A 23,468-nucleotide genomic window follows, 5' to 3' on the forward strand; every position below is an offset into this window, starting at 1 on the left:
AAACATATTTTATTCAAATAATACAAACGGCTTATCATTTGAATTAGCAGAAAAAAAAACTCACAAAGCCATCCTAACAAGTTATGGAAACTATGAGTTTTTTTTAAAAAATGAGTGTTTGTTCAAGAAAATAATATCAACTCAAACCAATAATGTATTTATAATCTCTGAAGCAAAAAGCAATTTTTTAATCAATATATCCAATCATAATGTATGGAAAATTTTTAATAAAGATATTAAAGTAAATCTAAAAATATTAAAATTATTAAAAAATTTAAATTTTATCAATATAGACGATAAACTAATCGAGAATGATCATAAAATTGAAATTACATTAAATTTTATTAGCAATATAAAGAATAATATAAAAATAATTCCAATAATTTTTGGGAAAACTTGCAATAAACATTTACTAAAATTTTGCGAACTTTTAAAACCTTTTATAAGTAAAGAAGAAAACTCATTTATTTTGCTATCTTACTTTATTTCAAAATCTACAAACATAAAAAAAGCCCTAAAGCTTGAAGAAAATTTAAAGCGTATTTTGCTTGAAGAAAAATCACCTACTCTCAATTTAATACTAGAAAACTATAAATCAAAAAAAATATTCCCAGAAAACATAAACGCAATCATGGCCATTTCAAGCCTTTTTAAAAATTTTGAATTTACAGAATCAAAAATAACAATCAATTCCCCAGAATACTTGATATCAAGCAGCATTCTAATAAAATAAAATTGTTAAAATGAAAATTTATAAAAAGTTTTCTATTTTTTTGCAGTTTTTCTTTAAAAAAGCATCAAGTCCCATCTTTGAAATACTTCTTAATGCATTAGCAGAAACCTTAATATTAATACTTCTTCCAAGATTTGGAATAAAAAATTTTTTATTTATTAAATTTACCTTAAAGGTTCTTTTGGTTTTTACTCCAATGTGTTGCCCAGCTCCACCTTTTTTCTTCGCAAGACCCTTCCTTGGAACATTGTTTCCAAACATAGTTTTTTTTCCTGTTATCTCGCACTTCCTAGCCATTTAAACACTCCTTCTTATGATTTTTTTTCCAAATATAAATCCATTAACTTTAAAAATAAAGCCAAACTACCTAAAATATTTTTAATTATACCTCCAAAGTTTAAATTGTTTCCATAGCTTTTGGCAAGATCCATATCAAGCTCTTTCCAATTATAAATCAGCTCTCTTTCCAAAGAAACCTTTGAATAGTCTGAAAGACAATCTTGTAATCGCTGCTCAATAGAATAAATTTTAGAATAATATTCACTTGATATGGTAAATGCCTTTTTATTAACATCCGCTATTATATTTAACAATAATTTCTCTGAAGATTTATCCCCTACAGAAGCTCTATGTAGCAATGCATTTATTCTATTACCATAGCCACCTTGCTCCCCTAAATTAGAATCAAAATCCATAAGACTTGCATAAATATTAATCAAGGCATGCATGTCATTAGACATTTCTCTTGAAAGCTCTATAAGCTTCCATTGTCCTTTAATAATAAGTAAATTGATAATATCATTAAGATCTTTTTTAACAAAATAAATAGTATATGTTCTCAAATAAACTAAAAGCTCGCAATAAATATAACCTGAAGTATTCATAATTTTAGATACAATCTTTTCATTCATTTTTTCATTATAATTATCCAAATTTAAAAAAGAGATTCCTGGAAAAAGCTGTTCGGCTAATATTTTAGATTTGTTATTTTTTTGCAAAACTTTAATCTTTTCAATTTCAGTGGCAACATGCTTGGTAAGATCATTAAAAAATATTTTTGCTATTGGATTGGGCTTTTGCCCAACAGAAAGAGGAAAATAATCTGGATCTCCACTAACATATCTTATTAAATACAAAATTTCTTTACTCTTATTTATATCCAAAATGGAAGAAATAATCTTAATCCAAGCATTCGATTTAATAGGAAAATCTTCTTTATTCCCATAAATTTCTAAAATAATGTCATAAAGGTTTTTCCAAATAGAAATATTTTTAACACAAGATATACATTCCAACAAATCTTTAAGATCATCTATAATAACTCCACAACCTATAGAGCTAAATCTAGGCCTATACACAAAATCATCTTCTGGAAGCAAGCTGTCGAAATTTTTAAGAACTAAATAATATTGATACAAAACCAAATCAAAAAAATTATGCAAAGCTTGATAAGTTTCATCTATCAACTTAATTTGCTCTTGAGTTATGTTTTTAAACAAATAGGATAAATTATTATGTAAATTTTTAGGAAGATCTGAAGAAAAATTTATATTATCGCTTGCAGAAAAAGAATAAATATAATCTAAAGATTTTTTTTGACTTTCATTTAAATATTTTTCAACAACAAAATGAATAACCTTATTAGAATTTTTATATCTTTGGGCAAATGGCCTTAAGGGAGAAAAAATTTTATAAAAGTTATAAAGAAATCTAGAAAATTGGGGTAAAGCTTGAATTTTTGAAGCATTAAAAAAATTACTTACTCTATTTAAACTAACTTTAACTTCTTTTAACCTTTTTTGCTTTATTTGTTCAGAAGTAAGTTCTTTATTAATACTAAACATAGAAAGTATAAAATCAAATAAACCCAAATTCATCATCCCCCTAAAAACTCTTCAATTTCCTTGCTCTATTTTCTAATTAAACATGGAAATCAATATTAACTATAAAAATTATACATAATTTATTGTAAAATAAAAGAAAAAACTTGAATAATTTTATGAGAATAAAAAATTTAATACTAATAGCAATTTTATTGATTAATTTCAGTTGTTCAACAAATAAGAATATAGTTGTACTAACCGACAACAAAACAATACCATTTTATATAAATCAATTTAACATCGAAAATAAACTAAATTTTATAATTAAGTTTAGAAATAGCATTGATCTGCAAACGGTAGAAAAAGAAAATGCACAAATAATTATTTCTAAAAACATTGTCAATACAAATATTACCAACCATTTAAAATCCATAAAAACCAATTATAATCCAGATTACCCTATCTTAAAACATATTTTCAAACAATTTAACTACAAAATTCTTCCATTAAGCTTTGACATTCCCATTTTAATCTACAAAAACACACACCGAATTAAAAAATACATAAACACCAAATATTTAAAAGAAGAATACGAAAATTACATTAAAGATGGAAAATTTTTTATATCACCTTATATTTCTGAAAATTTATTTTATGTGATTTCTGAAATAAATGATGTAAGATTTTCTTTTGAAAAGAATAAATTCAATTACAATGAAAATAAAATTTTAAAAATGCTAGAATATTTTTCATCATTTTTAAATGCAAAACAAATGGATTTGCAAAAAGATTTCTTTAATAAATACGGCTACCTAAAACTAAACAAAATACTGCTTAATAGAAAATCTCCTTTAATAACAGGATTAGGAGATTTAAGCTTATACAACAATTTAAGCGAACAAGAGAAAGCACAAATAAAATTTTCATACTTAATCAACAATAACAATGAAATTGTTATTTCAAGCCCAAATTTTATTGGCATTTTAGAAACATCTATTTTAACTAAAAAATTTATCAGCTGGATTTTAAATAAAAAAAACCAAAAAACACTAATTAGACTTAATAATCAATTCCAATCAAATATATGTTTTGGATTTGCCAATGGGTTTACTCCCTACAAAGAATTAAATTTAAAAATCAAACACTCAATTGATGGAGTATCTCCTTTTATTATTGACGAAACTCAAATCAATAGCCATTCTTATGTATTAAGCAAAAAAACAATTGAAAAAGAAAATTTACTAATAAATGAGTGGTTTTTCTCTAGAATTAAGAATCTAAAAAAATTAAATACTAAATATTAAATATTAAATATGCCTTTCTCTGTAATTTACAATAATTGTTTTAAAAATAAGAAAAAACAATAACGCAGCAAGAATAACTAAAGATATGTACACACTATTAAAAACATATATAAGAAGAGAGGTAAAAACAATTAAAAAATAATTTACAAAAAGACAAGCAATACCTGAAAAAATGGCTATCATTAATGAAACTAGAAAAATCATAACCTTAGAATTGAAATTAAATTCTATTTTAGAAAACAAAGAGATAAAAAATGCTCCCATTAAAACTAGCAAAATAGGAGAAATCAACAATACCAAGCTTAAAGAAAAAATATTAATTAATTTCAAATTTAATATAGCAATCTTATGAAAAGCACTTGCCAAATTTTGGATTTTTAAAAAAAATCCAACCTCAGTAAAATTTGAAAATAAAGCTAAATTTTCTACATTTTCATTAATCTTGACAACCTCTAAAACGTTTGTATCAAAATTATCTGCAGACACAAAGACTTTGGTAAGAGTAATTTCACTCTGCTCATTATCCTTGTCTAAAACATTTTGATACACAAAATTACCTCTCAAAGTAGCAAATGGAATTTTAATGTGCAATATAACATTTCCTGTCTTATTAAATCTAATAAGTTCAAAATTTTTTATTATTTTAGAATAATTATTAAGGGTGACAACTTTTTGCATATAAATATAATCATAAAAACCTCTATTAGGATCTGGTTGCAATAAAAATACATCGTTTATTCCGTAATATTCAAAATATTTTTCAATCTCATCAAAAAAAAGATATCTTTTTCTAAGCTTTTCAAGCGATTTATTTTTATAATTCAAAATTTCAGTATCACTGGGTAACAGTTTGTAAAGATTTGAAAAACCATAATAAGCTAATTTAAATTTTTCAGTATTAAGATACAAAAAATTTTTTTGCTTTTCTTCAGAAATCAACTGCATTTTTTCTTTTTCAAAATTTCTGTTCTCATTAATAAACTTTAAAGTCAGATTTAAAAGCTCAACAAAATTATCGTCTTTTGTTGCAACATAAGCAATATAAGCAAAGTAATTGGCCGTATAATAATCATTTTGAGAAATAAATTCATTGACAATATTTAAAAAATCTTGCTTTTTAAGGCTTCTCAAAGGATATAGCGAAAAAGTTTTTTTAACCTTTTCCAAATCAACGTCATAGCTTGGAATTTTACTATATTCAGATTTCACTAAATAATAATTTGTTAAAAGTTCTTCATTATTTACATAAATAATTCGCATTTTATCATATATTCTAATCAAATTTTCAAGATGCTTTCTCTTTTGCTTCATTGAATTTGACAAATCAGAAGATAAAAAAAATCTACTTGAAGACAAACTTATATCTATATTCTTAATTTTAAGAGATATTTCATTTGCTTCACTTTCAAGAAGATTATATCTATCGTAACTAAACTTATACTCATTTCTCTGGGAAATTATATAAGGCAAGATTAAATTAAACATAAAAGTAAAAAAAAGCCCTATAATGAAAAATAATAGTAAAAATGCATAAAGCCTAGCAAATAAATAACCACTATATGATTTTAAATAAATCTTTATTTCTTGCTGAACAAAAAAAGCAAAGTAAATACAAACAATGAAAATAAAAAATCCATAAAAATATTTATAAAAAAGTAAAATAGAATCAAAAAAAGCTGCTATTAATTTATGCTTTTCTAAAAAATTCTCTCCAAAAAAATAAGAATAACTAAAGATTAAACCTAGAAAAAAACACAGAAAAATAATAAAGTTGCTCAAAAATGCATATATTTCTCTTTTCATAAGCTTTAAGAATTAACTACCCTTATATAAATTATCATCTAAATCTTTGCTGATTTTAATATATTCTGAAACAAATCCAAATAAATAGGTAGAAAAAAAAGTTAAAACACAAAAAACAAAAGGAACAAAATCAGATATCATACTCTTTCCTATTATTACATTATAAATTTTAGGAAACTCAATCGAATAAACATTATAAATTTTTAAAAAAAGTATAATAAAAATGGGATAAAGAAATATTGCAAAACTATTTGAAAAAATAAGATTAAAAACATATGAAAACGAAAATAACAATAAAGAAATTCCTAATATATTAAAAATTAAATTTAAATAATTGAGTGAGAGTAGAAAATTGTTCAAAATTCTTAAATCTCTGAAAATAAAATCGACAAAGTTATTATAAATTTTTTGCTCTAAAAAGTTATTTTCAATAAAATTAGCCTTACTAGAATCGGAAAGATTTGATTGGTAAGAAAAGCTTTTATCCTTGTTATCATTCTCTGAAACGATTAAAACTCCATTAAAACCATAAAGTTTGGGTCTATTGCTAGAAAATATTATTTTATCATTTAAAAAATGCACAACCTCATTTTTAAGGATAAAATTATTATTATTTTTATTATCATTAATATAGTAAGAATGAAAACTATGACTAACCAAAAACCCTAAATAAGAAAACAATAAAATAAGAATAAAGATAGTACAATAAAAATAGAAAGTCTCTCTAGATGACTTTAAAACCATTCCATAAAAAGGATAAGAAATCCCCATAAAAGTAACAACAAGTGACAAAGGGAAAGAATAAATATAGGCATTGTAATAAAGACTATAACTAAAAATGGAAAAATTAAAATACAAAAACTTATATTTTAAATAAAATGTGCAGATAAACATTAAAGAAAGCAGGCAAAATATTAAAATAAACCTATAAATTATTAAAAAGATCAATCTTAAAAGATCAAACACAGCAAATCCTCCCCTCTCAATAATTGAAAAAACTTTAAGCCTTTTTACTATCGACCAAAATATTTTTAATCTTCTCCTTAGCTTCTTCAAAACTAATTTGCAAAGCTAAGCTAATCTCGTGCTCCAATATTAATTCAAAATCATTCAAAATCCTTTTTTCGTAAAAAGGAAGTTCTTTTTGAGTAGATTTTTTATATAAAAATTTATATAACTTTGCTGTATCTAAAATATCGCTTTTTTTATAAAATTCATGACCGCCATCTTTTATTTTTTTTGAATCTATTTGACCTTCAAACTCTTTAATAATATCAAAAACTTCTTCTACCTTTTCCCTGCTAACCAAAGCTCTAATTCCAAAATCGTCAACCTTAGCAACAGGAACCATAAAAATCATATCACTAAATGGAAAATGTATTTCATAATAATCAATAATCTCACCATTAAACTCTTTAGTTCTAATATCTTTAATTGTACCTACTCCATGCATTGGATAAACTACCGATTGATTTAGCAAAAATGCCATACTTACCTCATAAAATATAAATGGTTTAAATTTAAAAGCTCATAAAAAAACGCTTAAATTGGTTCTAATACTAAATTTATTTTCATAAAATAAATTTTCAAGATATCTATCATTACAAAAGCTTATTATTACACTAGGAGTAAGTTTATTAATATTTGCAAAAAACATTTCTTTATTTCTCTTTACAGCTTTTAAATCATAATACCCAATAAAACTAATTTCTTTATGAGATTCTTTCAATCTTAAAAATTTTTTCTTTGAAATCACTTTATCTTTATCAATAATATAACATGTTTTATGGGCATTTTCTAGTATTCCCATTAAAATGAGAAGAACTGTATTTGAATCATAACAGTCAATATTAACTCTTTTAAAAATCTTACAAAAAAACCTTACAATCTTAGAATTTAAAAAAACAAGAGAAGAATTTTTAATGTGATTTCTAAACTTCTTAAAAATCAAAACCTTTAGAAAAGCTTTAAGCCCAATAAAAATTACTATTGAATGATAGGGATGCCCTGTAAGATAAGCAAATCTGCTTATAAGCTTACTGCGACTATCAAAAACATCTATGGGCACACCTAAAAAATAAAATCTATCTGGTTTTGAATATATGTCTTTTAAATTAGCCATTACAATCCTCTAACAATGCCTTAAAATAAGCAAGCGAATAAATAATAGCCGTATCCGCTCGTAAAACTGGGGTGTTAAACCTTACAAAATTAAAATCTTTTTCCTTGAAAAAGGCAATTTCTGGCTCTGAAAAGCATCCTTCAGGGCCGATTATAATTCCAATTTTATTAAAATTGTCAAAACTTTCATTCTTGCTTAAAAGCATTCCGCTTTGATGAGCAACATAATATTTAGTGGTACAAAAAGAATAAGGTAAACAAAAAAAATTATTATAAAAATTAATTTTAGGAACAATTTTATTACCGCTTTGCTTTAAGGCCTCATCTATTATTTTTGAAAATCTTAAAGTTTTAGCAAATGTATTGCTTACATCTATTTTGGACACAGAATGATCCGCATTAATAATATTAATTTCTGAAACTCCAATTTCAACAACCTGTCTTAAGGCTAAATCTATTTTTTTGCCTTTTAAACTAGAAATAAAAATACTTATCTCAAAATTATTTTTTTCAATTTTATCTATTTTATTGGTAGCAAACTTAATAAAGTTGCTACCAATCTTTACTATTTCTGACACCCTTAATTCCTTATCTTTTAAAAGAATGTTCAGCTTATCGCCTTTTTTAAGTCGTCTTACATTAACAAGATGATGATATATTCTCATATCTTTAACAATAATAAAATCGCCTGCTAAACAATTCGCATCCAAAACAATTTGCTTCACAATTTAAGTTCCTAATTTAGATAAATATTCACAAGCTGCTTTTAAAACCTTGTCATAATGTAGATTATAAATTGGAAGCTCCTTATTATTATCTTGATAGTAATTAAAAAACACATACTTGCCTAAAAATTCTTTATCAACTTTATATTTTGGATTTTCTTTAACAAGATTCTCAACAAAAAAATCAATTTCTTGCTCAGTAATAGATTTTTTGTCCTTTAAAAAACTTTCTACCAACTTTTTATCAAAAATTTCTTTATATATTAATGCTTCCTCCTCAGAAAAATCTGGAGATTTTATTTCTAAATCAGGCTCAATTCCAACTTTATGAATACTCTTTCCAGATGGAGTATAATACTTTGAACTTGTAATTTTAAATCCACCAGTATAAAAAGGAACTACATGCTGAATAAGCCCTTTCCCATAAGACTTTTCACCTATAATATAGGCCCTCTTATTATCTTTCAAGGCCCCTACAAAAACCTCTGATGCTGACGCTGATGATCTATCTATTAAGGCAACAATTTTTATATCTGAAGGCAAAACTTGTTTTGAGCTTGCCTTATAATCAACAGGCTTGCTGGAATTTCTTGATTTTGTAGAAACAATAGTTCCTTTAGATAAAATATCATCCGCCATTTTTATAGCTGCCTGAAAATATCCCCCCGTATTAAGTCTTAAATCTAAAATTAAAGATTTAATATTTTTGCTTTTAAGATTTCCTAAAGCTTTGCTAAAGGCTCCAGAAGTATGCGGATTGAAACTCACTATTCTTATATAGCCAATATCTGAATTAATAACATCATACTTGATTGTTTGTATTTCTATCTTTTCCCTTGTAAGTTCAAAATCCAATGTTAAATTTTTGCCCCTAAGAATAGACACTTTAACTTTTGTACCTTCTTTACCCTTCAAAAGATCAACGACTTGATCTACTTCCATAGAAGAAACACTTTTGCTATCAACAGCAGTAATACAATCTCCGGATTTAATTCCAGCCTTATAAGCCGGGCCTCCTTCAAAAGGCGTAACAATAGAAACGCAAGCGCTATTAGTATCAAGATCTTTTGTCTTGTCTTGCTTATCTTGAGAATGCATTTTTTTTATTATAGAAATTCCAATACCAACATAATCTCCTACTGTTGTTTTTGAAATTTCTTCTAAATCCTTTTTTGTCAAATATTGAGAATAAGGATCGCCCAAGGCTTGAAATATTCCTTTTAAAGCACCTTCAAAAATTACTTCATCGTTTACAGGATCCACATAATTTTCTTTTACAAATTCAAAAGCTTGAATCATCATCTGCTCATAATTAGATCTTGATAACTTATTACTATTAGATTCATCAAAAGCAAAAATAGATTCAACAATTACTAGAGAGCTTATACCTAAAGTCAATAAAAAATACACGCATATTAAAAATTTGTTTTTCATTATATTCATTCCTAATGCAAAAATTAAAACTTGATTTTATTTCCATAATATAATATTTTAAAACTATGTTAAACTCACATCCTAAAAAAAAAGAAAGCCTTCAAAGAGTAAGCCTTATCATATTACAAATGCTCGAAAGTCTTTTAGTTTTAGTTTTACTATACCACGCCATTAATAGATTAATTTTTATTAACAATTACTCCATAAAGTTTATGCTAACATTTATTTTATACTCACCTGAATTTTTCATGGCCAATTTAACAGTCTATTATTTTATCTACGAAAAATTTAAAATTCTACACAGCATCATAGTAATAACTAAATTATTCCAAATAATATTATCATTATTATTATTTATCTTAGGATTTACTTTTAAAGTGTACGTCTATCAAACCTCTCTGACTATGCTTTTAGGAATTACAGTAGTTTATCTAGCATTCAATATAATAATTTTAGCACTAATTAAAGCAAAAAGAAAAACAGTGGAGTAAAGATTGATTATTATTCCTGTAGCCAGTGGTAAAGGAGGAGTTGGCAAATCCCTTTTCTCGGTAAATATAGCAATTTGCCTGGCAAATGAAGGAAAAAATGTCTTGCTCGTTGATCTTGACCTTGGAGCATCTAATTTGCATTCAATGTTAAACATTGTTCCTAAAAAAAGTATAGGCACATTTTTAAAAACAAAGATTAATTTCTCAGACATTATTATCGAATCTGGAATTAAAAATTTAAACTTTATTGCGGGAGACTCTGACATCCCAGAACTTGCTAATATAGCTGCTTCTCAAAAAAAAACTATAATAAGAAATTTAAAAACTTTAAAATATGATTACTTGGTAATTGATCTTGGAGCAGGAACAACTTTTAATATCATAGATTTTTTTTTAATGTCAAAAAGAGGGGTAATAGTAACAACACCAACAGTAACAGCCACAATGAATGCATATTTATTTCTTAAAAATATAATATTTAGACTCTTATCAAGCGTTTTCAAACGAGGAACAAAAGGAAATGAAATTCTCACAACAATAAAACAAAATTCAATCGATCTTCAAAAGGTATATATACCTAATTTGCTGTTAAAACTCGAAAGCGAAGATCCTGAAAATTACTCTAAATTTAACAAATTGTTTAAAACAATTTGTCCTTTTATGATATTTAATATGCTCAAAACTCCCAATGACATTGAAAAAACCGAAAAAATAATAAAATCGGCAAAAAACTATTTAAGCATAAATTTACAAAGTATTGGAGCAATCTATAAAGATGAGATAGTTGATCAAGCTTTAAACAATAAAATCCCTATCACTATATACAAACCTACAAGCTCAACCTCTAAAAGTATAAAAAAAATTGCAAAAAAATTGATTGAAATTGAAAATTTAACAAATGATGCTGAGCTTTTAAACGAAGAAGATTTAAATGAAAGTTATGATTTCGTACTAAGAGAAGCTCAAGAAGAATATGGTGAAAAAATTGAATACCTTGAATCTTTAATACAAAACAAAACAATAGACAGTAGCGAAATTATTGATATAATAAAATCTCAGAAAAGAGAAATAGAAACCTTAAGAAAGCAAAATATGCTATTTAAAAAAAAGCTTTTTGAAAAGCTTGAAAAGGCTAAGGAGGTCTAATGCCAAATTATATAAATTACCCAAATTGGTTACATCCTGAAGTGATTCAAGGCATACCAATTACATGGTATAGCCTATCTTATATTTTTATCATACTAATCTCTTATAAGTTTATTTGGTACCAAATACAATCAGACAAAATTGATATCAAAAAAGAAGATTATGAAACATTTATGTTCTCACTTGTGCTTGGAGCAATTTTAGGAGGCAGATTGGCATCTACCTTAGTTTACGACAAATCGGGCATTTATTATTCTCACCCTTGGTTAATCCTTTTACCATTCGATCAAAATTGGAATTTTACAGGCTTTAGGGGCATGGCCATTCATGGCGGTTTTTTAGGCGCAATAATTGCTCCTTTAATTATAATAAATACAAAGCTTAAAAATACAAATGTTCAAAAATATTTTCTAAAATTAACAGACTATGGAGCAATAGCTTTTTCTTCTGGGTACATACTTGGAAGACTTGCTAATTTCGCAAATGCAGAGCTTTATGGAAGAGTAATAAAAGGGGGGATAATATTCCCTAATGCAGAACCATTTGACACAAATACTCCGGGTGTAAAAGAATTTGCATCATCCATAGGTCTTGAAATTTTGCCTCATGATCTGTTAATCAACCTCCCAAGAATACCTTCTCAACTTATTGAAGGATTTTTCGAAGGACCTGTAACTTTTATGTTACTATGGTTTTTATTTAGAAAAATCAAAAAATATGATGGATTTATTTTTGGTACATATATAATGCTTTACGCTTTTTTCAGATTCTTTATTGAATATTTAAGAGAACCAGACAGAGAACTTGGATTTATAATAAACTATAAACCAATTAAAAGTCTGTCCGAATTTTCTTTTTTAAACATATCAATGGGACAAATTCTCTCACTAGCACTAATGCTCTCAGGTTTAATCTGGATAATAGTCACTAAAAAAATCGCAGATAACAAAATAAAATATAATACTAACTTGGCATACAAAAATTAAAACAAAAGCAAGCCAACAAAAATGAAAGGGATTGATAATTATCAAAATATAAATTCCGTTGTAATCTCTAAAGACGAAATTGACATTAGAGACCTTATAAAGCTTAGATCTATTTTTAACTTAATCCAAATTGTAAAATCCGAAAAAGCTTTATACAGTGAATATGTAAAACAAAATAATATTAAATTCGCTATTATTTATAATTATGAAAAACCAATAGATTTTTCAATAAACGTTGCAAATGAATTAAAAAATACAAACAAAATCCACTCTATTATAATTAGCAATGAAAAATTTGATAAAGAATATTTAAAACTTAATCACATAGAAATAATAAAAGATATAAGCGAATTAGAATATAAGCAAAGCTTAATACACCAAAAAAAACTATTTTGCGACAATAAAAACACAACTCTGGATTTTTTCTTAAATTTATCAGAACTCATCAAAGAAATAGTAATCATCACAAACACCGAAAATGAAATTATTTATATAAATGAAAAAGGTAGTAAAAATCTTAATCTTCCAATGAAAACCTCTGGAAATACAATCAAAGTAACCGACATAGATATCAGAGATTGGGAAAAGCTAAAAAAAATAGATTTAAGTTACCATACAAATTCTATTCCTGAATTTAAAAATATATTAATAACCGATTGTCTTTTAACTTTAAAAAATAATAAAAAACTACATGTAGATGTATTTATTAGCACAATCGCTCAAAACAATATTGATAAATTAATAACAATCAAAGAAATACCAAGCCTTAATGAAATAGAAAACTCTAAATGCCTGGGAATTATCGATTCGCAAGACGAAATTCAAAATGTCAAAGAAATTGAAAAATTGCTAGTAAACCATATGGATATTTACAAAAAAAAAAGAATATATTTGCTTAATTTAGACCTATCCCTAACAACAGAATATGAATACAAAGAGGATAGAGAAAAACTTAATATAAAAATACTTAAAATAATGTATTCAAAAATAATGTCATTATACTCTGAATATATTTTTAAGTTAAAGCACAACAATTTAATAGTAATTATATGCACAAGTGGTGGTGAAAAACGAATAATCTCAATTGCTAAAAAAATCAAAAAAACAATTATGTTGGCATTAAAAAAAGAAGATATTATTATATTCGAATTCAATATTGGAATAATAGAAGTAAATTTAAGAGAAAACTTAGAATTCAAAATCCCTAAATTAATGATGGCTACAAAAATATCATCGGAATACAAAGAATCTGATCCTATTATATACAAAGAAGAGCTACCAGAAGCGGTGATTTTAAAAAATCAAAACAAAATCTTTCAATATATACTCAAAGCAATAAAAAATGATTTTTTTACTCTTTATTATCAAAAAATCAATCCTCTTAAAAAGAACTTAAAACCTAAAATAGAAATTTTAACAAGACTTTTTGATCACATGGGCAAACCAATCCCAAACGATCAAATTTTTAGCTTAATAGATAAATATAATTTAACTGTTGAAGTTGATAAATTAGTGGTTAAAAAGGCTTTAAGAGAATATAAAAGTTTTGTATCAAAAAATGGAGTTCACATTTTCTCAATTAACATATCTCCTTATTCACTAAAATCCCAAAATTTTCGAATCTTTTTAAGAGATACTTTGTTGAAAAGTCAAATTCCACTTCAAAATATATGCTTAGAAATAACAGAAACTGGAATTCTTGAAAATTTTGAGATAATAAATAAATATTTTCAAGAATTAAAAAGTTTTGGAATCAAACTAGCGCTTGATGATTTTGGAAGCGGACATACATCACTATCATATATTAAAACACTGCCAATAGATTTGCTTAAAATAGACGGAACTTTCATAAAAGCAATAAACTCTAGTGAAATAGATTTTGTAATAATAAAATCCATTAAAAAAATAGCAGATACAAAAAACATCAAAATTATTGCCGAATTCGTATATAATGAAGAAATATTAAAAAAAATAATTGAACTAGAAATAGACTATGGACAAGGATTTTTATGGCACAAACCAGAACCAATATAAATTCTAAAAATATCAACAATTTGGAAATATACTAATGACTAAATTTTATTAAATTTCAACAAAAATTATTTTACATTAGAAAAGGAATAAAATTAATGGAAAAAAAAATAGCATTAATTGCACATGATAAAAAAAAGGATGATTTGGTAAATTTTGTCAAACTAAACTATCTCTTTTTATCCAAATTTAAGCTTATTGCGACAGGAACAACAGGGTCTAAAATCCAACAATCCACTGACCTTAAGATTATCAAATATAAATCGGGCCCTATGGGGGGAGATCAGCAAATTGGAGCTGAGGTAGCTGAAGGAAACATCTTGGCTATATTCTTCTTTAGAGATCCCCTAACAAGCCAGCCTCACGAACCAGATGTGTCAGCTCTTATTAGGCTTTGCGATGTACATAATGTACCGCTTGCAACCAACGTAAAAACAGCAGAAATTTTAATAAAAGGACTTGAAGGCTTGATTTCAAAATAGGCTTTAATTTAAAATTAAAGCCTAAAAATCAAGCATATAAGTTAATTCATTATAATAGGTGAAATTTTTTCAATACCGTCGATAATATAATTAACGGATTCAAGAAAAGTCTTAGCATCTGCATTATTCTCATCAACTGTAATTTCCAATTTTGAATTTTTAATGTTAAGATCTCTAAAAGTGCCAATAAGATCGCTTTTTGCACCATGCAAATTACTATTTATAATCTTTTTAAAATCAGAGGTAATCCCGACAAAAATAAACGCTTCTTTTCCAGAGATACTAATTGGAGCTTCTCCTGCATAAATATTATCATAAAAATAAACTATTAACTTTGCATCATCTTTTGAAGGTATTGTTTCAAAGTACCCATCTTTTTCAGAAAAATAAAAAGCCTTTATATTTTTTCCCAAACTTTTTCGATCATTTTTTGAATGAACTACTCCCATAGCATGAAAAATATGTCCGATGGTATGTTCATCTATTTTAGAAGCATCATCGAGCTCAGAAGAGTTATTAACTTCTTGCTCCTCAACATATTCATTTGAGCTATCTTTTGAGGTACACGCAATTATTAAAAAAAATAAAAACCCCATTAAATAGTTTTTCAAAAAACCATTTTTATACATAAAAATTCTCCCTTATGATTTACTCATAATATTAATATTAAAATTAAAGGTAAGTTTACAATAAATAATTTATTTTGTACACACTTTAAAAATAATTAAAATGTTAAAATAAAATAGGAGGTCTTATTAATGAAAAAACAAAATCCATGGGTATCTTTAAGTGAAGAAGAAAAAAACCAAATTTTCAATTTTTCCGAAGGTTACAAAAAATTTATAAGTAAATTTAAAACAGAAAGAGAAGTTACATACTATGCCCTAGATAAAGCAAAAAAAAGGGGGTTTCTTAAAGCTGAAGAGAAAAATAATTTAATGCCAGGCGATAAAATTTTTTACACCTGTAGAGAAAAATCTGCCGCTTTTGTTATTATTGGCAAAAATCCTATTGAAAATGGAATGAATTTAATTGTTTCTCATACAGATTCACCAAGACTTGATGCAAAGCCTTCGCCAATCTCTGAAGAAAACGAACTTGCATTTCTTAAAACCAACTATTACGGGGGAATAAAAAAGTATCAATGGTTATCTACACCCCTTTCAATAAGAGGTGTGATATTCTTAAAAAATGGAGAAAAGGTTGAAATCAATATTGGTGACAATGAAAATGATCCCATATTTGTAATTCCCGACATTTTACCCCATCTTGATAGAAAAATACAAAGGAATAAAAAATCAGATGAAATTATTGAGGGAGAAAATCTAAAAATTTTAATTGGAAGCCTACCAATCGAAACAAAAGAAAAAGATAAAGTTAAACTAGCAACTCTGCAGCTAATAAAAGAAAAATACAAAATAGAAGAAGAAGATTTCGTATCATCAGAAATTGAAATAGTGCCCGCAGGAACAGCAAGAGACGTTGGATTTGACAAAGCTTTAATTGGTGCTTACGGACAAGATGACAAAATATGCGCTTACACTTCACTAGAATCCATATTTGATCTTGAAGAGACCCCAAACAAAACAGCTATTTGCTTCCTTGTAGATAAAGAAGAAATCGGTTCAACAGGTTCAACTGGACTAGCCTCAAGGTATATTGAATATTTTGTTTCTGATATGATCTTTAAAATTAAAAAATCAGAATACAATAATCTTCATGTCCAAAAAGCTTTTTGGAATTCGAAAAGCATCTCTGCTGATGTTTGTGCAGCAATAAACCCACTATTTAGCTCAGTTCATGATGAACAAAATGCTCCCAAACTTGGCTATGGTATACCCATAATGAAATACACAGGACATGGTGGAAAAAGTATGGCCAGTGATGCTGATGCCGAGCTTGTTTCTTATATTAGGCAATTATTAAATAAAAACAATATAGCCTGGCAAGTAGCAACACTTGGAAAAGTAGAAGAAGGTGGGGGGGGAACTGTTGCTAAATTCTTAGCTGGCTATGGAATAAGAACAATAGACATGGGGCCTGCTGTTATAAGCATGCATTCTCCAATGGAAATAACTTCTAAATTTGATTTATATAATGCTTACTTAGCATACAAAGCTTTCTACAAGGAATAAAATTGCTATGGTAGATTTAGAAACAACAAATAAAATCAAAGTAGCAGAACATATTGTAGAATGCTTTGGAGGAATCAAAAATATTAAAAACATAAGCAAAGACATAACAAGAATAAAAATTTTAGTAGACAGTAATTCTTTAGTCAAAAGAGATGATTTAACAAAAAATGACAACATAATAGGAACTATTAAATCTAATGAACTTACAGAAGTTGTAATGAATTTTGAAATAATCGAAGATGTTTATAATAAAATTTTATATATGATGAATGATCAAAAACAATAAAGCCTCTGCAGAGGCTTTATTTTATTGTCCAACATCTCTCATGTATTTAATAATAGCTTCAGACCCCAACTCTTTATTTAAAATTTTATATATAACACTTAACAAGCTATTGGGATTGAGATCGCGATTTAATTCTTTAAAAAGGGAAAAAATCGATTTAGCAGCCAAAACTCCCTCTGGCAAATATCCAATTTTTTCAATATTGCTTATCAAGTCATCTATACTAAAAAAGCTTTCTAAAATGTTTTTGCTAACAATTTCATTACCAAATCGTCTATTCCTTCCAAACATGCTTCTACAAGTAACATCTAAATCACCTGAACCAGACAAAAATAAAAATGTTTCAATATTTCCTCCCCCAAGCTCAATTGCAATATCCTTCATATTATTTAAGGACATTGAAAATAAAAATGATTCTGTATTATTACCTATCAAATCAGGATAATTCAATTTATATGCATCTAAAATTCCAAATGCAATTGCAAACACATTTTTTAAAGCTGCTGCTATTTGCACCCCAAAAACATCATTGCTATAAAACAAAGAAATCGGGGTTTTACTAAACAAATTAATAAACAAGTCTGCATTTTCTCTGTTATTGCTAGCAGCAACAAGTCCTGTTATCACACCAAGTCCAACTTCCTCAGCATGACTTGGGCCAACAATATAGGTAATTTCATCTTTATATCCTTTCACAACTCTCTCAACAGCTTCAACAACTGTCTGAGTTTTTCCATTAAAAGTAATAAATCCTTTTGTAAGTATTGCTAATTTTGGCTTTATCTCCAAAGAATGGAAAAATTGATCCAATTTTTTAAAAATATCAACAGTAAAAAGAGACGGCGTTGCAATGAAAATATAATCAGACTTCGATACAACCTCCAGCAAATCTGAACTTGCAACTAAATTTTTTGGCAATTTAATTCCCTTTAAATATTTGGTATTAACATTATCATTATTAATACAATTCTTAACATCTTCTTCAAAAGACCATAAAAAAATATTAAAATCAAATTTATCTGCCAAAGATTTTGCAATAGCTGTCCCCCAAGCGCCTGCTCCTATTACTGATATTTTCATAAATACTCCCTATAACCTTATAAAAACTCATATTTTATTGTTTCATCTAAATAGATCTTTATTTTACCAAAATTTTCAATTTTCTTAAAAAGAATTTCATCTATTAAAAGCTTGCCCACTTCTTTGAATATAAACTTTTTAACACTTTTTAATCCATAACCTTTCCCATAAATCTTTTCCCGAATATAATCAACAACACTTTTTTCAAAAAAAACATCAAATTTTCTATCTCTCAATATCCTCACAAAACGATTAAGCTCATTAAGAATAATTTTTTCAAAATCTAATTCTTCAATAGATTTAAATACAAACACATGATCTATTAACTCCAAAAGTTCATTGGGAAATCTCTTCTTCAGCATAAAATTAAAATCATTTCCCTCTGCCATTTTATTTTTAAAGCCGATGCTATTAAGCTCATTGCTCTCAGCATTTACACTTATTACTATTAAACTTTCTGATAAACTTACCTTTTTCCCAAGACCATCAAAAAGTATACCTGTTTTAAACCCTTCCAAAAAAAAATCTAAAACCCTTTTATTACATTTATCAAAATCTGATAGAAAAATAATAGAATTAGAAGATTTGTTTAAAAATTTGAAAAATCCAGTAGATTCATAATACCCCTCATTACTTAAAACGGGGCCAATCAATCTATCAAGAGCATTAAAATCTCCATATTCGCCCATATTAAGACTAAATTTTGGAATTTTAAACTCTTCTGATAAAATATTCGTCAATTTGCATTTTCCAACCCCAAAAGCGCCAATAAAGGCAAATATGCCAATAGTACTTCTATTAGCAAGCAAATTAAATTTTAATAATTTAATATTTAATATCAAATCAAATACCAAGTTATCATCTACAATAAGCTCTTTTTTTATTCTATTTTCTAAATTAATCAACAATTCACTATCATACTCTTCAAAATTAAAAATATTAGAACCAACAACGGACTTAATCAGATCACAAACATCATCTTTTGTTATAATCCTTTTTATGTTTTCAAGCTTAAACTTAGAACCTAGTTCATCTAAAATATCAAAAGCTTTGTCTGGAAGAAATCTATCTTTAATATATTTTTGAGACATAACAATGCAAGCTTGTATTGCCTCATCTGTATATTCTACATTATGATATTTTTCATAATCTTTTTTAATCTCCTGCAAAATATTATAGGTGTCGTCAAAATTGGGCTCTTTGAGTTCTATGCTTTGAAACCTTCTCATTAAAGCCTTATCTTTTAAAAAAAATTTTCTATATTCATATTCTGTGGTAGCTCCAATAAATTTGATTTTTCCCAAAGTAAGAATAGGCTTCAACAAATTAGAAATATCCATGCTACCAAATGAGGTAGCCCCTGCCCCCACTATCATATGGATCTCATCAATAAAAAGAATAACTTTTTTTCTTGAGTTTAAAAAATCTAAAACCCTGTTAATTCTACTCTCAAGATCTCCCCTATATTTAGTGCCTGAAATAAGCCTACCAATATCAAGAGAATAGATTTCATACCCTATTAAATCCGTTGGAACATTCTCTATTTTTATTTTATATGCAAGACCTTGAATTAATACTGTTTTCCCAACACCAGGTTCTCCAAATAAAATAGGGTTACTTTTATGCTTTCTAAGTATTACCTGGATTAACCGAGACAATTCTTGCTTTCTACCAATTAAAGGGTTGCACTTTAAATCCAAAGTATCAATAACGTTTGTTAAAAAATTACCAATAGAGTCTTTATTTTCTAAGAAAATATTATTTTGATCCAACTTATCACGATTGTCCTCAAAAATATGAAAGCCTCCTTTACTTTTTGGCGCATTATTATGAATATATTCTTCAATTAATTCACTACCATAGCCTGAATCGGATTTAGTATTTAAAGCCAAATAATCATGAACTTCAATAAGTTTGTCAAAAATAGTCAAATTAAAACCTGAATTAACTAACGTATCTAAAATGCTATTTTTTCTTTTTTTGACAAGCACCCACAATAAATCTTTTTCTTGTATTTTATAAGGTTTTTTATAAAAAAAAAGAACACTAATTATATCGTCATACAAATAATCCATATTAGAAACATAATCTGGGATATAATTGTCTCTTAAGGGGAGCTTGCTAAAAAATTCTTCTAACTGTTTATTAAGTTTATCAAAGTCAATTGTGCACAAATTAAGCAGTTCTTTAACTTTATCGCTTTTAATCAATCCATAAAAAATGTGTTCTTCTGTAAAAACAAGATGCTTAGACTCCATGAAAAACAAAAACGTGTTAAAAAACAAACAATTTAAAGCTCTTCTGTCATACATTCAAAATCAACTATAAAACAATTCGTAAAAAATTTTTTTTACCTACTCTTAATTCAATTTCATTGTTATTAAAATCCTCTCTAGTAAGGCAATGGTTCTGATCTTCTACCCTTTTACCATTGATATACACTCCTCCAGAATTAATCAATCTTCTACCTTCTGACTTGCTGGGCACAATTTTTGAATCTAGCATTAAATTAATCAATAATACTTCTTCTTCTAAACTAGAAAAGCTAAATTTAAAAAATGGAATATTACTTCTATCTCCCCTACCTCTAAATGCAGCAAAGGATGCCTCTTGAACTTTCAAGGCTTCCGCCTCTCCATGAACAATTTTAGTTATTTCAAAAGCTAAAATCTCTTTGGCTTTATTTAAGGAATTTCCCTTAAAATTTGAAATTAATTCAATCTCATCTTCTTCTAAAAAAGTAAAAAGGTATAAAAAAGTTTTCACATCAGAATCTGAAGTGTTTCTAAAATACTGATAAAAATCATAAATACTGTAAAGACTAGAATCAAGATAAACAGCACCTTTTTCTGATTTACCCATCTTTTTTCCATCACTTCTTGTAATTAATGGAAAGGTAAGCCCAAAAGCTTCCGTTCCAAATTTTCTTCTAATTAAGTCAACACCTGAGATAATATTTCCCCATTGATCATCACCACCAATTTGAAGTCGACAATTTTTAAGCTTATTAAGCATATAATAATCATAAGACTGCAAAAGCTGATAATTAAACTCAATAAATGAAAGTCCAACATCTAGCCTTCTTTTATAAGTTTCAAAGCTTAACATACGATTAACAGAGAAATGAATACCAATATCTCTTAAAAATTCAATATAATTGAGATTGTCTAACCAATTTGAATTATGAACAAAACATCTTGAACTAAACTTTGTTATTCTTTTAAGCTGATTTTTTATTGACAAAGCATTCTTGCTAATCTCTTCTGAAGATAAAATCTTTCTCATCTCACTTTTTCCAGAAGGATCGCCTATTTTTGTTGTAGAATCTCCAATCAAAACAATTGGCATGTGACCATGTTGTCTAAGATGCATCATCGCTAAAAAAGGAATCAAATGACCAATATGAAGAGAACTAGATGTTGCATCAACTCCTGCATAAAAAACTATTTTTTCTCTATCCATTAAATCACTTAAAACTTTCAAAGATGTACATTGCTTTAAAAATCCACGCTTATGTAAAAGATTTAAAGCAAGATTCATTTATTAAAATCCTCTTTGTAATTTAAAATCTCTGTTTTAATGTATGAATATAAGTCATTAATAACAATTCTTTTCTGGGTCATATTATTTCTTTCTCTAACAGTAACTGTTTCATCTTCAATAGTGTTGTAGTCTACTGTTACACAATAAGGAGTTCCTATTTCATCTTGACGTCTATATCTTTTACCTATTGTTCCGCTGTCATCGTAAAATATATGAAAATCATCACAAAGCTCCATATAAATCCTTCTGGCAACTTCAATAAGCTCGACTTTTTTAACAAGAGGAAATATAGCAATTTTGTAAGGAGCCAACTTAGGGTGTAATCGCAAAACAATACGCTTATCTCCATCTGAGAGTTCCTCCTCAGTATAAGCATCACAAAGAGTCATTAAAACAGACCTTGTAAGCCCAGCAGAAGTTTCAATAACATAAGGCACATATCTCTCTTTTGTCAACAAATCATGATACTCAAATATTTTGGGTTTGTTAGAAAATTTAGAATGCTGAGTTAAATCATAATTACCCCTGTTGTGAATACCTTCTACTTCTTGAAATCCAAATGGAAATTCATACTCAATATCAAATGCGGATTTTGCATAATGAGCAAGTTGTGTTGAATCATGAGCTTTAAATCTTAATCTATCGGGCCTAATTTTAAGAGTTTCTACAAAAAAATTCATTCTATTTTGCTGCCAATAGCAAAACCATTCATCTATTTGCTTGGGATGAACAAAAAACTGCATTTCCATTTGCTCAAACTCACAAGTTCTAAATATAAAATTTTTAGTAACTATTTCATTTCTAAACGCTTTACCTACTTGAGCAATTCCAAAAGGAATCTTAAGCCTTGAAGAATCCAAAACATTCCTAAAATTAATAAAAATTCCTTGTGCTGTCTCAGGCCTTAAATAAATCTCACTAGAACTGTCTTCTACTACTCCAATATGAGTCTTAAACATTAAATTAAAACTTCTTGGAGAAGTAAAATTATTCCCAACTTTGCAATTTGGACAATTTTTTGACAAATCAACAAAATCAGCTCTAAATCTACTTTTACAATCTTTGCAATCAATCATAGAATCCGAAAAACCATCAATATGCCCAGATGCTTTCCAAACTTCAGGTCGCATAAAAATAGCACTATCTAAGCCTACAATATTTTCATGCAAGTACACCATGCTCTTCCACCACTCTTTTTTTATATTTTTTTTAAGCTCAACTCCCAAAGGACCATAATCCCAAGCTCCCGAAAGACCTCCATAAACCTCTGAAGACTGAAATACAAACCCTTTTCTTTTTGCAAGAGAAATAATTTCTTCCATTCTAACCATAAAAATATCCTTAA

General features: G+C 27.0%; 22 protein-coding genes. 9 read left to right on the top strand and 13 right to left on the bottom strand.

Annotated features, from left to right (window positions below):
- The first annotated feature begins 4 nt into the window (after positions 1-4).
- The gene (gene amrB / locus QIA27_RS02230) at positions 5-733 is read left to right on the top strand and encodes an AmmeMemoRadiSam system protein B (protein ID WP_301354324.1); all 729 of its coding nucleotides are present in this window, start codon (positions 5-7) and stop codon (positions 731-733) included.
- An 18-nt stretch (positions 734-751) separates the two neighbouring features.
- Here amrB and rpmB read toward each other — a convergent pair whose 3' ends face one another.
- Together rpmB and QIA27_RS02240 are read right to left on the bottom strand one after the other, a co-directional pair.
- Complete coding sequence (gene rpmB, locus QIA27_RS02235) at positions 752-1,030, bottom strand: 50S ribosomal protein L28 (protein ID WP_006068611.1); 279 nt, start codon at positions 1,028-1,030, stop codon at positions 752-754.
- Positions 1,031-1,044: 14 nt separating this feature from the next.
- Entirely contained in the window at positions 1,045-2,610 is a 1,566-nt protein-coding gene (locus tag QIA27_RS02240) for a hypothetical protein (RefSeq protein WP_301353646.1), read from the bottom strand.
- 110 nt (positions 2,611-2,720) lie between these two features.
- Between QIA27_RS02240 and QIA27_RS02245 the strand changes: the two genes are divergently transcribed.
- Complete coding sequence (locus QIA27_RS02245; RefSeq protein WP_301386336.1) at positions 2,721-3,860, top strand: hypothetical protein; 1,140 nt, start codon at positions 2,721-2,723, stop codon at positions 3,858-3,860.
- 3 nt (positions 3,861-3,863) lie between these two features.
- Here QIA27_RS02245 and QIA27_RS02250 read toward each other — a convergent pair whose 3' ends face one another.
- From QIA27_RS02250 to QIA27_RS02275, 6 genes are read right to left on the bottom strand one after another with little or no spacing between them, the layout of a single operon-like run.
- Positions 3,864-5,663, bottom strand: a complete 1,800-nt coding sequence (locus QIA27_RS02250; RefSeq protein WP_301403536.1) for a hypothetical protein — start codon at positions 5,661-5,663, stop codon at positions 3,864-3,866.
- 12 nt (positions 5,664-5,675) lie between these two features.
- A complete protein-coding gene (locus QIA27_RS02255; protein WP_301353649.1) occupies positions 5,676-6,629 on the bottom strand; it encodes a hypothetical protein in 954 nt (317 codons plus the stop codon).
- Between the two features lie 34 nt (positions 6,630-6,663).
- On the bottom strand, positions 6,664-7,152 hold the full coding sequence (locus tag QIA27_RS02260; RefSeq protein ID WP_004791528.1) for a CarD family transcriptional regulator: 489 nt from the start codon (positions 7,150-7,152) through the stop codon (positions 6,664-6,666).
- A 39-nt stretch (positions 7,153-7,191) separates the two neighbouring features.
- Positions 7,192-7,785 (bottom strand): hypothetical protein, encoded by a 594-nt coding sequence (locus tag QIA27_RS02265; protein WP_301353650.1) that lies wholly within the window; start codon positions 7,783-7,785, stop codon positions 7,192-7,194.
- A complete protein-coding gene (locus tag QIA27_RS02270; RefSeq protein ID WP_301403537.1) occupies positions 7,778-8,509 on the bottom strand; it encodes a 16S rRNA (uracil(1498)-N(3))-methyltransferase in 732 nt (243 codons plus the stop codon). Before QIA27_RS02270 ends, QIA27_RS02265 begins: the two co-directional genes overlap by 8 nt.
- Positions 8,510-8,512: 3 nt before the next feature.
- A complete protein-coding gene (locus tag QIA27_RS02275) occupies positions 8,513-9,943 on the bottom strand; it encodes a S41 family peptidase (protein ID WP_301353653.1) in 1,431 nt (476 codons plus the stop codon).
- Between the two features lie 65 nt (positions 9,944-10,008).
- Between QIA27_RS02275 and QIA27_RS02280 the strand changes: the two genes are divergently transcribed.
- From QIA27_RS02280 to mgsA, 5 genes are all read left to right on the top strand, one after another.
- The gene (locus QIA27_RS02280; RefSeq protein WP_363325311.1) at positions 10,009-10,434 is read left to right on the top strand and encodes a hypothetical protein; all 426 of its coding nucleotides are present in this window, start codon (positions 10,009-10,011) and stop codon (positions 10,432-10,434) included.
- Positions 10,435-10,437: 3 nt separating this feature from the next.
- Positions 10,438-11,580 (top strand): MinD/ParA family protein, encoded by a 1,143-nt coding sequence (locus tag QIA27_RS02285; RefSeq protein WP_301353654.1) that lies wholly within the window; start codon positions 10,438-10,440, stop codon positions 11,578-11,580.
- A complete protein-coding gene (gene lgt / locus QIA27_RS02290; protein WP_301353655.1) occupies positions 11,580-12,566 on the top strand; it encodes a prolipoprotein diacylglyceryl transferase in 987 nt (328 codons plus the stop codon). The genes QIA27_RS02285 and lgt overlap by 1 nt, the downstream gene beginning before the upstream one ends.
- Positions 12,567-12,587: 21 nt before the next feature.
- Entirely contained in the window at positions 12,588-14,600 is a 2,013-nt protein-coding gene (locus QIA27_RS02295; RefSeq protein WP_301403538.1) for an EAL domain-containing protein, read from the top strand.
- A 95-nt stretch (positions 14,601-14,695) separates the two neighbouring features.
- Entirely contained in the window at positions 14,696-15,079 is a 384-nt protein-coding gene (gene mgsA / locus QIA27_RS02300) for a methylglyoxal synthase (RefSeq protein ID WP_301353659.1), read from the top strand.
- Positions 15,080-15,120: 41 nt separating this feature from the next.
- Here mgsA and p22 read toward each other — a convergent pair whose 3' ends face one another.
- A complete protein-coding gene (p22, locus tag QIA27_RS02305; RefSeq protein ID WP_301386340.1) occupies positions 15,121-15,708 on the bottom strand; it encodes a lipoprotein P22 in 588 nt (195 codons plus the stop codon).
- Between the two features lie 129 nt (positions 15,709-15,837).
- Here p22 and QIA27_RS02310 point away from each other — a divergent pair, with 129 nt between their 5' ends.
- Together QIA27_RS02310 and QIA27_RS02315 are read left to right on the top strand one after the other, a co-directional pair.
- Entirely contained in the window at positions 15,838-17,214 is a 1,377-nt protein-coding gene (locus QIA27_RS02310) for an aminopeptidase (protein WP_301403539.1), read from the top strand.
- A gap of 7 nt (positions 17,215-17,221) precedes the next feature.
- Entirely contained in the window at positions 17,222-17,500 is a 279-nt protein-coding gene (locus QIA27_RS02315) for a PTS sugar transporter subunit IIB (protein WP_301353662.1), read from the top strand.
- Between the two features lie 21 nt (positions 17,501-17,521).
- Here the strand turns inward: QIA27_RS02315 and QIA27_RS02320 are convergent, their stop codons facing one another.
- Genes QIA27_RS02320 through QIA27_RS02335 form a run of 4 tightly spaced genes read right to left on the bottom strand, consistent with a single transcriptional unit; the run spans position 17,522 to position 23,454 of the window.
- Entirely contained in the window at positions 17,522-18,580 is a 1,059-nt protein-coding gene (locus tag QIA27_RS02320; RefSeq protein ID WP_301403540.1) for an NAD(P)H-dependent glycerol-3-phosphate dehydrogenase, read from the bottom strand.
- Between the two features lie 17 nt (positions 18,581-18,597).
- Positions 18,598-20,892, bottom strand: a complete 2,295-nt coding sequence (locus tag QIA27_RS02325; protein WP_301353667.1) for an AAA family ATPase — start codon at positions 20,890-20,892, stop codon at positions 18,598-18,600.
- 10 nt (positions 20,893-20,902) lie between these two features.
- Positions 20,903-22,120: a tyrosine--tRNA ligase gene (gene tyrS, locus QIA27_RS02330; RefSeq protein WP_301353668.1), complete on the bottom strand. Its 1,218-nt coding sequence runs from the start codon at positions 22,118-22,120 to the stop codon at positions 20,903-20,905.
- Positions 22,117-23,454 (bottom strand): glycine--tRNA ligase, encoded by a 1,338-nt coding sequence (locus QIA27_RS02335; protein WP_301403541.1) that lies wholly within the window; start codon positions 23,452-23,454, stop codon positions 22,117-22,119. The genes tyrS and QIA27_RS02335 overlap by 4 nt, the downstream gene beginning before the upstream one ends.
- Positions 23,455-23,468 lie beyond the last annotated feature (14 nt).

The sequence above is a fragment of the [Borrelia] tanukii genome (assembly GCF_030439725.2).
In the GTDB taxonomy this organism is placed as follows: Bacteria; Spirochaetota; Spirochaetia; order Borreliales; family Borreliaceae; genus Borreliella; species Borreliella tanukii.